The sequence below is a fragment of the Streptomyces coeruleorubidus genome (assembly GCF_008705135.1).
GTDB classification, from domain to species: Bacteria; Actinomycetota; Actinomycetes; order Streptomycetales; family Streptomycetaceae; genus Streptomyces; species Streptomyces coeruleofuscus.
This window is the reverse complement of sequence record NZ_CP023694.1, coordinates 1020003-1032016: the sequence shown is the minus strand read 5'-3', so window position 1 is coordinate 1032016 and position 12014 is coordinate 1020003. Positions and strand designations below refer to the sequence as shown.

The following is a 12014-nucleotide window of genomic DNA, read 5'->3' as shown; positions in this document are numbered from 1 at the left end:
TCAAGAGGGGTGGAGGTAACTCGTGCGGTGGTCGGTCACCCGGCGGACCGGGCCCAGTGTTCCCAAGGCTGTGCTTTGACCCACTCGATCACCGGCGTGAGCCGTACACCCAGAGCGCTCTCCACGGCGGCGGGCGACGGAGCGAGCAGGTCGCACGCCCGGGCCGTGCCGGCGTAGTGGTAGATCCCCGCGACCCCGGCCGCGGCCTCGGGGCCGAGCAGCTGGGCGAGCCCCTGCTCGAACTGTGTGACCTCCAGCGGGACGTACCGGATCTCACGGCCCAGGGCCTGCCCGAACGCGGCCGCCAGCTCCGGACCGGTGAGCACGTCGGCGCCGCCGACGTTCAGCACCTGCCCGGCCGGCACGTCGTCGTCCAGGGCCCGGGCCAGCACACGCGCGAGGTCGTCGTGCGACATCCACGCCACGCGCTGCTCGGCGGGCAGTGGGTAGGCGAGGACGCCGTCGTTGACGATCGAGGGTCCGTTCCAAGGGCTGAAGAGGTTCTCCAGGTAGACCGGCGGCCTGACCACGACCACGGGCACCTCACCGGCCCGCAGCACCTCTTCCGCCAGGCGGCGCGTCTCGAAACCGGCGTACGGCGTGGTCTCGTCGGGCACGGGGGTGTTGACGTTGTAGACCAGCCGTCGAACCCCGGCCTCACAGGCCACCTCGGCGAAGTTCCGGGCGTAACCGGCCACCGTCTCGGGGTCGTACTCCAGAGGCATCACGACGACCGCGTGCGTGACGCCCCGGAAGGCGGCGCGCAGGTCCTCGACGCTGCCCAGGTCGCCGCGCACCGGCGTGACCCCGGCCGCCGAGACCGACGCGGCCTTCGCCTCGTCCCGGATCAGGCCGCGGACCTCGTGCCCCTGGTCGGCCAGCAGCCGGGCCACCGCGCCGCCCTGGAAACCGTTGGCTCCGGTTACGAGGACGCGCTTGCGGTGCTCTTGTGTCATGTCGGGCCTTTCTTCGTGGTGTTCGTTTCAGTGGGCGCGCGGTCCCCGGACCGGGCGGGCGGGCGCGATCAGGGCACGGCGCGCCGGTGTTCGGCGGCGGTGCTCGCCTCCGGCGGTGCGGGGGCGTCCGGAGCGGGAAGCCGCAGCCGGAGAGTGAGCAGCAGGGCGACCAGGGCCGGCACGGCCCCGACCAGGAAGGCCGTGCTGAAGCCGTCGGTGAGCGCCACGTCGCGCGCCGCGGAGGAGGCGTCCGTGCGTGCGGCGGCCACACCGGACAGGACGGCGAGACCGAGGACCGAGCCGAACTGCAGGCTCGTGTTGACCAGCCCGGAGGCGAGGCCGGCCTCCTCCTCGCGGGTGTCGAGCGTGGCTGCGACGTTCGTGGTGATGGACACCAGCGGCAGCGCGACGCCCAGCAGGAGACTCGGCGGCAGGACGTCCGCCACGAAGGAGCCGTCGGCCGACAGCAGCGACTGCCAGGCCATGCCGACGGCCACCAGTACGAACCCGGCGCCCATCACCGCGCGCAGGCCGAACCGGCCGATCAGCCGGTCCGCGGTGGAGGCGACCGTGATGACGACCAGACACAGCGGCAGCAGGGCCAGGCCGCCGAGGACCGGTTCGTACCCGAGAACCGCCTGTAGGTACAGGCTCACCAGGAAGAACATCGGGAACAGCGACATCTGCCACAGCGCGGCCAGGATGTTGGCCAGCCGCAGCGTCGGCCTGCGCAGCACGGCGAGCGGGACCAGCGGGTGCGCCACCTCGCGTTCGACCAGGACGAACGCGGCGAGCAGTACGACGGCGGCGGCCCCGGTGGCCAGCGTCGGCGTGGAACTCCAGCCGGCCTCGCCCGCGTTCACCACGGCGTAAGCCAGCAGCCCCAGGCCGGTGGTGACCGCCACCGCGCCGGGCAGGTCGAAGCCGCGCTCGCGCCCGCCGGGCGTACCGGGCGGCAGCAGCCGAGGCACGGGCAGGACCAGGGCGATGCCGGCCACCACGTTCAAAGCGAAGGTCGATTCCCAGCCCAGCCAACTGGTGAGCACGCCGCCGAGCACCGTGCCCGCGGCGCCACCGGCACCGGCCATCGCGGCGAACACGCCCAGCGCCCGGTGCCGTTCCGGGCCGTCCTCGAACAGCGTGAGAATCAGGGCGAACGCCGCCGCTGCGGCCATGGCCGCCCCGACGCCCTGCACCGCGCGGGCGGTGATCAGCAGGGCTGCGCCGTCGGAGAGGGCACCCAGCAGCGAGGCGGCCGCCAGTACACCCAGACCGGCCACGAACACCCTGCGCTGCCCCAACAGATCGGCGGCACGACCGCTGAGCAGCAGCAGCCCGCCGAAGGAGACGAGGTAGGCGTTGGCCACCCAGGACAGCGCGGCGGGCGAGATGTCCAGGCTCTCCCCGATGGACGGCGCCGCCACGTTGATGATCGAGGTGTCCAGGATCAGGACGAACTGGGTACAGGCGAGCAGGGCCAGCGCCCGCCGGCGGTCAGCGCCCGCCATCGAAGCTCCCCGTACCGCCCGTCAGCTCGTCCAGCCGGTACCCGTCCAGGCGCGACTGGGTGAAGGCGGCCGGCAGGTCCGGGTTGGCGTACTTGGCCAGATCGGCACCCAGGCCGGCGACGGCGGTCAGGCCGCCGATGCCGGCACCGGTCATCAGAAACATCATGGAACGTGTCCCCCAGAAGTGCGGCCCCGTGTGCCGACCAAACAGCCCCGGCTTCGCCTCTCATCGTTCTGGGAGCGATCGGTACGATCAATTAATCATGAGCCGAATCGCTTTAAGGATCGTCCGTGCATGACGATGTGCTGAGCGAGCTGCTGCGCCCGCTGTGGCTCACCGGCATCTTCCACAGCATGTGGGAGGCCGGTGGAACCTGGGGAGTCAAAGGCCACGACGACAATTGCGCAATCGTTCATTACATGCTCGCGAATTCCTCTGTCATTACCTTCGGCGACGACCCCGAACCGGTGGAACTGCACGAGGGTGACCTGGCGATCTTTCCGCACGGCACCGCCCACACCTTCGCCGGCGAGTACGGCGTACAGGCGACGCCGCTGTCCGCCCTGGTGCCGCACTGCCGCCCCGGCGAGTCCGGCGTCGTCAGGGTCGGGACACCGCCGTACATCACACGCATGCTCTGCGCGAGCCTGCACTACAGCGCCATCGGCGAGCCGGGGCTCTACAGCGCCCTGCCCCGGATCATCGTCCTGCGGCGGCACATGCTGGAGGGGGAGCCACTGCTGCTGCGTACCCTGGAGTCCTTGCCCTCCGAGATCGGGCGTACGGCGCCGGGCTCCCGGCTCGTGACGTTACGGGCCTTCGAGACCGTGTTCGTGCTCTCCCTGCGGATCGCCATGGAGGAACTGGCGGAGGAGTCAACCGCGCTGACCGCGCTGCACCACCCGGGTATCAGCAAGGCGCTGATGGCGATCCACGGCTCCTACGCCGAGCCCTGGACGGTGGAGTCCCTGTCCCGTGAGGCCGGCATGTCCCGCTCGGCGTTCTCGCAGATGTTCCGGGAACTGGTGGGCGAGCCGCCCATGCGGCATCTGACGGTGCGCCGCATGCAGGAAGCCAGGCGACTGCTGTCGGACACCACCGTGCCGCAGCAGGAGATCGCGCAGCGCATCGGCTACCGCAGCCAGGTCGGATTCCACCTCGCGTTCCGCAAGGAGTTCGACATGACCCCCGGCGACTTCCGCTCCCGCCGGGCGTCGAGGACCCGGCTCGTACAGCAGGTCCGGGACGACGGCTGAGCCGCTTCCTTCGGATCACTCCCGCTGGGCTTTTGCCATGTCATGAGCCTTGCATGACCAGATGCCCAGAGAGCCGAGGTCATGATGGTCGGCGTCGGTAAGGCATGCCTTGCTAACTCGCTTGCGTGGTGGTCGGGGCGGAGGGCCGGGAGGGCCGCAGCACATGTGGGACGACGCGTTTCCGAGTTTCCTGATCGGACTGAGGGAAGGGCTGGAAGCCGGCCTCATCGTCTCCGTGCTGGTCGCCACACTCGTGCGGGCGGACGCCAAGTCCCGTCTGCCGCAGGTGTGGACCGGCGTACTGGCCGCGATCGCGCTCTCGATGAGCTTCGGCGCGGTCCTCACGTTCACGGCCGCGTCCCTTTCCACCGCCGTGCAGGAAGCCTTCGGCGGCGCGCTGAGCATCGTGGCCGTGGCCTTCGTGACCGCGATGGTGTTCTGGATGCGCCGCTCGGCCCGCAGCCTGGCGGGAGAGATCAAGGAGAAGGTCACCGAGGCACTGACCATGGGCGCCGGAGTGCTGGTCCTCACCTCCTTCCTGGCGGTGGGGCGCGAGGGCCTGGAGACCGCCCTGTTCCTGTGGACCACGGCCCGCGCGGCAAACGAGTCGGTTGGGCCGCTGACCGGTGCGGGCACAGGCCTCGTTCTGTCGGCGGTGCTGTGCTGGGGGCTCTACCGCCGGGTGCTCTCCATCAACCTCACCCGCTTCTTCACCGCTACCGGCGCCGTCCTCATCGTGATCGCCTCGGGTGTGCTCGGTTACGGGCTGCGCGACCTCCAGGAGGGCGGGGTCCTGCCCGGCGGGGCGGCCTACGCCGTCGACCTGAGCGGCAGCGTCGACGCCGGGTCCTGGTACAGCACTCTGCTCCAGGGCGTGCTCAATCTGACGCCGACGATGACGTGGCTTCAGGTGGTGGGGTACGTCGGGTATCTCGGGGTGGTGATGACGCTGTTCGTGCGGGGGGTGCAGGGAGTCGCCCCGGTCGCGAGCGCGACACCGGCCCTGCCCGTTCAGGGCACGCCGCCCCTCCCCACCCCCACCCGCCCCGCCTGGCTCATCCCCGTCGCCGTGGTCGCCGTCCCCGTCGTCCTGGCCGGGCTCGTCGTCGTCCTGGCGCACCCCGAGCCCGCCGGGGGCGAGACGGTCGCCGTCTCCGCGAAGGACTGCGGTCAGGGCTTCACCGCGCCCGAGCCGGGGCGGCAGACCTTCCAGATGCGCAACACCGGCGACCAGACGTCCGAGGTGTACCTCATCGACCCGGCCACCAACGCGGTCTACGGCGAGATCGAGGGCCTGGCCCCCGGCACCACCCGGGACCTCGTCGCCACCGTGGCGGGCGGTACGTACGCCTGGCGCTGTGTGCCCAGCGACGGCAAGGCCGTCACCTCCAAGGCGGTCCGGGTCGGCGGCGCCGCCGGCGCCGGGGCCGTCGTCCCCGTCTCCGAGCAGGATCTCGCCGGGCCGCTGAGGGCGTACAAGGCGTACGTGAACCGGGGTCTGGCCACCCTCGTCACCGAGACCCGGAAACTCGGCGGCGACATCCGCGCCGGGCACCTGGGCGCGGCGCGCGCCGACTGGCTGACCGCGCACCGCACCTACGCCTCCCTCGGCGCCGCCTACGGCACCTTCGAGGACTTCGACCAGAAGATCAACTGCCGGCCCGACGGTCTGCCGGGCGGGGTTCACGACAAGGACTTCACCGGCTTCCAGCGGATCGAGTACGGGCTGTGGCACGGTCAGTCGGCCGGCGAGCTCAACGGCCTGGCGCGTCAACTCACCGACGACACGGCCGGGTTGCGGAAGGCCTTCCCCCGCCAGGACTTCGACGCCTCCGACCTGCCCCTGCGCGCCCACGAGATCCTGGAGAACACCCTCCAGTTCGAGCTGACCGGCGACACCGACCAGGGCAGCGGCACCGGACTGGCCACGGCCGACGCCAACCTCTCCGGTACACGCGAACTGCTCACCGTACTCCGGCCGTTGCTCACCACGCGGGCCCCGCGTCTGCTGCCCACCGTCGACGCGGACATCGCGCGACTCCAGGCGCTGCTCGACGCCGGGCACCGCGACGGCCGCTGGACTCCCGTCGACCGGCTCGGCCGGACCGCGAAGGCCCGGATCGACGGGGCCACTGGGCAGCTCCTGGAAGACCTGTCGCCCGTGCCGGACCTGCTCGAGATCAGGAAGTCCGCGTGAGCACCGGCCGCCACGAGCACAACGAACACGCCGAAGGGAACGTCTCCATGCCGTCCGCTGACACGCCTCCGCCGGGCTGCCCCGCCCACGCGGGCCGCCGGTCCTTCGTCAAGACGGCCCTGGGCGCCGGGGCCGCGGGCGCGGTCCTCGCCGGGGGAGGCGTGGCGCTCGCCGAGACCGGCAGTGGCGCGGCCCGAGCGGCCGAAGAGACGAACGCCGCCGTGCCCTTCCACGGCCCCCACCAGGCCGGGATCCTCACCCCCCAGCAGACGGCCGCCGCCTTCGTCTCCTTCGACGTCATCGCCGGCGACCGCGCGGAACTGGCCGACCTGCTGCGGACCCTGACCCAGCGGGCCCGTTTCCTCACCGCCGGCGGCACCCCCGCCGACCTGGGCGTCGGCGCTCCGCCCTCGGACAACGGCATCCTCGGCCCGGTCGTCCCGGCCGACGCGCTCACCGTGACCGTCGGCGTCGGCGCCTCCCTCTTCGACGACCGCTACGGACTCGCCGAGGCGAAGCCGCGCCGGCTCACGCCCATGCGCACCTTCCCCAACGACGACCTCAACCCCGCCGAGTGCCACGGCGACCTGTCCCTCCAGATCTGCGCGGGCCGGCAGGACACCGTGCTGCACGCGCTGCGCGACATCGCCAAGCACACCCGGGGCGCGATGCAGATCCGGTGGCGTGTCGACGGCTTCCAGAACGTGCCGCGGCCCAGCGGTACCCAGCGCAACCTGCTGGGCTTCAAGGACGGCATCGTCAACCCGGACGTCGCGTCGGCCCGCGAGATGGACCACCTCGTGTGGGTCGGCGACGGGCAGGGCGAACCCGGCTGGGCGACCGGGGGCAGCTACCAGGTCGTGCGGATCATCCGGATGCTGGTGGAGTTCTGGGACCGGGTCTCGCTGACCGAGCAGGAGCAGATGTTCGGCCGCCGCAAGGACACCGGCGCGCCGCTGGACGGCGCCAAGGAGTCCGACAGCCCGAACTACGCCAAGGACCCGCACGGCACGGCCATTCCGCTCGACGCCCACATCCGCCTCGCGAACCCCCGCACCGCGGCGACCGACGACTCCCGCATCCTGCGCCGGGGTTACAACTACGACAGGGGCGTCGACAGCGTCGGCAACCTCGACATGGGCCTGGTCTTCTGCTGCTACCAGCAGGACGTGCGGCGCCAGTTCGAGGCGACGCAGACCCGGTTGATCGACGAACCCCTCGTGGACTACATCTCCCCGACCGGCGGCGGCTACTTCTTCGCCCTGCCCGGCGTGCGCTCGTCCTCCGACTGGTTCGGCCGGGGACTGCTCTCGGCTTGAAGTCCCGTCCCCAGGCTTGAAGTCCTGTCTCCAGACCTGAAGTCCCGTCTGTGTCAGAAGTATTGACCGTGTCGTGTAAACGTTTTAACTTCCCTTCACCGGACACGCCGAGGTGAGGGGGAGCCGTGGCAACTGCCTTACGGGAACGAGCAGGTACGAAGGGGGTGGACCCGAGTCGGGGCGATCCCGAGGGGGTGAAGCGCGAGCGTAAAGGTTTTCAGAGCCGGACGTTGTTCCTGCTCATGCTGCCCGGCGTCGCCTACTTCCTGCTGTTCCACTACGGCGCACTCGTCGGCAACGTCATCGCGTTCAAGGAGTACGTGCCGTTCGACGGCCTGTGGGGCAGCCCCTGGGTGGGCCTGGGCAACTTCCAGCGCATGTTCGAGGACGCGGCGTTCTGGGACTCGGTCCTCAACACCCTCTGGCTCTCCGTCCTCCAGCTCGTCTTCTACTTCCCCGTGCCGCTCGGCCTCGCCCTGCTGCTGCACTCCCTCACCTGGAGCACGGTGCGGCGGTTCGTGCAGTCCGTGGCGTATCTGCCGCACTTCATCTCGTGGGTGATCGTCGTCGCGCTCTTCCAGCAGGTGCTGGGGGACACCGGCCTGCTCAACAGCGGTCTGAGCGGGGTCGGCCTGCACACCGTCGACATCATCGGCAACCCCGACGCGTTCGAGCCGCTCGTCGTCGCCCAGGTCATCTGGAAGGACGCCGGCTGGGGCACGATCATCTTCCTCGCCGCGCTCGCCCAGGTCGACGAGCAGCAGTACGAGGCCGCCGCCATCGACGGTGCCGGACCCTGGCGGCGCTTCTGGCATGTCACTCTGCCCGCCATCCGCCCGGTGATCGTGCTGCTGCTCATCATGCGGCTCGGCGACATCCTCTCCGTCGGCTTCGAGCAGATGCTGCTGCAACGCGACGCGGTCGGACCGGAGACCGCCGAGGTCATCGACACCTTCGTCTACTACCAGGGCATCGTCGGCGGCGACTACGGATTCGCGGCCGCCGCGGGCCTGTTCAAGGGTGTTGTCGGCGCCCTCCTCGTCTACGCGGCCAACAAGGTCGCCCACCGCCTCGGCGAACAGGGGGTCTACAAGTGAGCGCGTCCGCCCGGCCCGGCTGGATGGAGAAGCCCCGGCCGCTCACCCAGGCCGCGAAGGCCCTCGCCCTGGCCGCCGTCGTGCTGCTGGTGTGCGTGCCCTTCCTGGTGATCGTGTCGACCTCGCTGGCGTCCACCCGGGAGGTCGTCGACAACGGCGGCTGGGTGCTGTGGCCCAGCGAGCCCACGCTCGACGCCTACCGCGACATCTTTGACGGCGGCATCGTCACCCACGCCCTCGGCGTCAGCGCGGGCGTCACGATCGTCGGCACCCTGCTCAGCCTCGCCTGCACGGTGACCCTGGCCTACGCGCTGTCCCGCCCGGGCGTCTTCGGCGGCAAGCCCGTCCTGCTGCTGGTGCTGTTCACGTTCCTCTTCCCGCCCGGCATGATCCCGAGTTTCCTGCTCGTCAAGGAACTCGGCCTGCTCGACTCGTACGCCTCGCTCGTCCTGCCCGTCCTGGTCAACGTGTTCAACCTGGTCGTCCTGCGCGGCTTCTTCCAGTCGGTCCCCGAGGAGCTGTACGAGGCGGCCCGGCTGGACGGGGCGGGGGACTGGCGGGTGCTGGTGTCGGTGGTGCTGCCGCTGTCCAAGGCCGCGCTCGCCGTCGTCGGCCTGTTCTACGCCGTCGCCTACTGGAACTCCTGGTTCTACGCCTCGCTCTACCTGGAGAGCGACCACTGGCCGCTCCAGCAGGTGCTGCGCACCTACGTGGTGTCAGGCGCCGGACTCACCGACGCGACCACCGGCGAGGCCACCGTCACCGCTCCGCAGAGCGTGCAGATGGCGGTGCTCGTGATCGCCACCGTGCCGATCCTGCTCGTCTACCCGTTCCTCCAGAAGTACTTCACCAAGGGCGTGCTCACCGGCGCCATCAAGAGCTGACCCAAGCCGACACGAGGTGATTCACCCATGCCCAGCATGTCCCGACGCACCCTGCTGCGTACCGTGGCCGCCGGTGGTGCCGCCGTCTCCGTCCCCGGTCTGCTGACCGCCTGCTCCTCCTCGGACTCCGGGGACGGCGACGTCTCCAACGCGGGCAAGAAGCTCGCCCCCTGGCCCGCCTACCGGCCCGCCGCCGGGCCCAAGCCCGACCTGGCCCCCACCGACGCCGGTGTCCAGGCCGGGTACACCACCTACCCGTCCGACCTGGTCAAGTCCGTCTCCCGCACCCCGGGCGACGGCTCCACCGTCCGCGTCATGACCGTCTCCTTCGGCACCCCGCCCAAGCCAGCCTCACAGAACCGCTTCTGGTCAGCCGTCGAGAAGGCCCTCGGCGTGAAGATCGAGTACACGATCATCTCCCAGGCCGACTACCAGAAGAAGATGGCGACCGTGATGGCGGGTGAGGCCGACGCCCTGCCCGACATCATCAACATGTTCGCCGGCTTCACCCTGCCGCGTGAGGCGCAGTTCGTGCAGCGCCGCGCCCAGGACCTCACGCCGTACCTGTCGGGCAACGCGGTCGCCGACTACCCCAACCTCGCGGGCATCCCCACCCACGCCTGGCGCGACATGGGCCGCATCGGCGGCCGCATCTACGGCATCCCGCTGGAACGCCCGCTGCCGGGCTCCACCCTCTGGATCAACCAGGACATGTTCGCCGACGCGGGCATGAAGGAGGGCTGGACCGCCGACGACTTCACCGCCGTGGCACGGCAGGGCACCCGCGGCCGGACGTACATGCTCGGCGCCGCCAACGGCTCCCTGTTCGGCAACGCCTACCACTCCGCCGCCCACAACGCCCCCCAGCGCTGGGCCGTCACCAAGGACGGCACCTTCCTATCGGCCGCCGCCGACGAGCGCTACAAGGCCTCGATCGCCTTCCAGGCCCAGCTGCGCAAGAACGGCTCCTACCACCCCGACGCCACGTCCATCTCCCAGATCGACCTGACGACCCTCTACTACAACGGCACCGTCGGCTCCATGCAGGACGGGTTCGGCGCCTACCTGCCCAAGTACCGGGAGTCCAAGGGCAAGATGAGCCCCGCCGCGGCCCTGCCGTACAGCGTCGGCGGCGAGCCCGGCGGCATCGTCGCCGCCCGCCGCTCCTTCGGCTACACCGTCCTGAAGCAGGCCAAGAAGGAGCGCATCGAGCTGCTGCTGCGCATCCTCGACTACCTCGCCGCGCCTTTCGGCAGTCAGGAGTGGGAACTCGTCCACTACGGCGTCGAGGGCGTCCACTTCACCCGCGGCAAGGACGGCTCGCCCGAACCCACCAAGCTCGGCGAGGTCGAGAACAACACCAACCTGCCGCTGAAGTACCTCGCCGAAGGCCCTCAGGTGCTGTTCGTGCCCGGCATGCCCGACGCCGTGCGCGCCCTGCACTCCTGGCAGCGGAAGGTCGTACCGCACGCCATCCGCGACGCCTCCTTCGGGCTCCAGTCCGCGACGAACAACTCCCAGGGCGCCACCCTCAAGACGTTCCTGGACGACACCATCACCGGCATCATCGCCGGACGGCTGCCGATGTCCGAGTGGGACGCGGCCGTGAAGAGGTGGCGGAGCCGGGGCGGCGACAGAATGGCCGAGGAATACGCGAAGGACTACGCGGCCAACACCTGAACAGCGGTGGGGCGGAAGAGGAGACGCGGGGGATGGGGAACGACATGGTGTCCAAGGGACGGGTCACGATCCGCGAGGTCGCCGAGCGGGCGGGCGTGTCGACGGCCACCGCCTCCCGCGCGCTCAGCGGCAACCATCCGGTGCCTCCGGCGACCCGGGCCCGGGTCCTGCGCGCGGCCCGCGACCTCGACTACGTGGCCAACGCGCACGCCCGCGCCCTGGTCGGCGGCGGCCGCAAGATGGCCGCCGTCGTGGTCCGCCAGGTCACCAGCCCCTTCTACGCCCAGGTCGCCGAGGGCGTGGAGGCGGAGGCCGCCGACCGCGGCTGGCTCTGTGTGGTCGGCGCCACCGGCGGCGACGCACAGCGCGAGATGGAGTTCGTGCAGCTCATGCGGGAGGAGGGCGCCCGGCTGGTGATCCTGGTCGGCGGGGTCGTCGAGGACGACGCCTACCGCGAGCGCGTCGCCCACTACGCCCACGCCCTCGACTCCTCCGGGGCCCGGCTGGTGCTCTGCGGCCGGCCCGCGCCCGACCCGGAGATCCCGGCGCTCGTCGTCGAGTTCGACAACGAGGCCGGGGCCCGCGCCATCACCGCCCATCTGCTGTCGGCCGGTCACCGCAGGATCGTCTTCCTCGGCGGACTGCCCGGCAACACCGCCCTCGACGCCCGCGTCGCCGGCTACCGGGCCGCCCTCGCCGAGCACGGGCTGCCGCCCGAGGCCGCACACGTCGTCGACTGCGGCCTCGGCCGGGCCGCCGGCCACCGCGCGATGACCGAACTGCTCAAGTCGACACGGGAGTTCACCGCGGTCTTCGCCGGGGACGACATGGTCGCCGCCGGTGCCCTGCGCGCCATCGCCGACACCGGACTGCGCGTCCCTGGCGACATCTCCGTCGTCGGCTACAACGACATCCCGCTCGCGGAGGACTTCAACCCGCCCCTCACCACCGTCCGTACCCCCGCGGAGGAACTCGGCCGCGCCGCCGTGCGCATCGCACTGCGCGACCCCGAACACGCCGCCGGGGCCCACCATCTGCTCGGCACCCACATCGTCGTACGCGACAGCGTCGGCGCGCCCCCGCCCGGGCGCGCCCTGTGACCAACGGAGGAACCGC

10 protein-coding genes are annotated in these 12014 nt (G+C 70.9%); 7 read left to right on the top strand and 3 right to left on the bottom strand.

Annotated elements, in window-relative coordinates; all coding sequences use genetic code 11:
* Positions 1 to 35: 35 nt before the first annotated feature.
* The 3 genes from CP976_RS04740 to CP976_RS42780 all read right to left on the bottom strand — a co-directional run bounded on the left by CP976_RS04740 (position 36) and on the right by CP976_RS42780 (position 2618).
* Positions 36 to 956 (bottom strand): SDR family oxidoreductase, encoded by a 921-nt coding sequence (locus CP976_RS04740; RefSeq protein ID WP_150479162.1) that lies wholly within the window; start codon positions 954 to 956, stop codon positions 36 to 38.
* A 68-nt stretch (positions 957 to 1024) separates the two neighbouring features.
* On the bottom strand, positions 1025 to 2464 hold the full coding sequence (locus CP976_RS04735; protein WP_150479161.1) for an MFS transporter: 1440 nt from the start codon (positions 2462 to 2464) through the stop codon (positions 1025 to 1027).
* Positions 2451 to 2618: a hypothetical protein gene (locus CP976_RS42780; RefSeq protein ID WP_167537275.1), complete on the bottom strand. Its 168-nt coding sequence runs from the start codon at positions 2616 to 2618 to the stop codon at positions 2451 to 2453. Before CP976_RS42780 ends, CP976_RS04735 begins: the two co-directional genes overlap by 14 nt.
* Before the next feature lie 137 nt (positions 2619 to 2755).
* Between CP976_RS42780 and CP976_RS04730 the strand changes: the two genes are divergently transcribed.
* The 7 genes from CP976_RS04730 to CP976_RS04700 all read left to right on the top strand — a co-directional run bounded on the left by CP976_RS04730 (position 2756) and on the right by CP976_RS04700 (position 11998).
* Positions 2756 to 3721 carry an AraC family transcriptional regulator gene (locus CP976_RS04730; protein ID WP_150479160.1) on the top strand — a complete coding sequence of 322 codons (966 nt, stop codon included), beginning with the start codon at positions 2756 to 2758 and terminating at the stop codon, positions 3719 to 3721.
* A 163-nt stretch (positions 3722 to 3884) separates the two neighbouring features.
* A complete protein-coding gene (efeU, locus tag CP976_RS04725) occupies positions 3885 to 5918 on the top strand; it encodes an iron uptake transporter permease EfeU (protein ID WP_150479159.1) in 2034 nt (677 codons plus the stop codon).
* A 47-nt stretch (positions 5919 to 5965) separates the two neighbouring features.
* Positions 5966 to 7237 carry an iron uptake transporter deferrochelatase/peroxidase subunit gene (efeB, locus tag CP976_RS04720; protein WP_150485231.1) on the top strand — a complete coding sequence of 424 codons (1272 nt, stop codon included), beginning with the start codon at positions 5966 to 5968 and terminating at the stop codon, positions 7235 to 7237.
* 242 nt (positions 7238 to 7479) lie between these two features.
* Complete coding sequence (locus tag CP976_RS04715; RefSeq protein WP_150485230.1) at positions 7480 to 8334, top strand: ABC transporter permease; 855 nt, start codon at positions 7480 to 7482, stop codon at positions 8332 to 8334.
* Positions 8331 to 9218 (top strand): carbohydrate ABC transporter permease, encoded by an 888-nt coding sequence (locus CP976_RS04710; RefSeq protein ID WP_150479158.1) that lies wholly within the window; start codon positions 8331 to 8333, stop codon positions 9216 to 9218. The genes CP976_RS04715 and CP976_RS04710 overlap by 4 nt, the downstream gene beginning before the upstream one ends.
* 27 nt (positions 9219 to 9245) lie before the next feature.
* Complete coding sequence (locus CP976_RS04705) at positions 9246 to 10898, top strand: extracellular solute-binding protein (protein ID WP_150479157.1); 1653 nt, start codon at positions 9246 to 9248, stop codon at positions 10896 to 10898.
* A 32-nt stretch (positions 10899 to 10930) separates the two neighbouring features.
* Positions 10931 to 11998 carry a LacI family DNA-binding transcriptional regulator gene (locus tag CP976_RS04700; RefSeq protein WP_373304923.1) on the top strand — a complete coding sequence of 356 codons (1068 nt, stop codon included), beginning with the start codon at positions 10931 to 10933 and terminating at the stop codon, positions 11996 to 11998.
* The last annotated feature ends 16 nt before the right edge of the window (positions 11999 to 12014 follow it).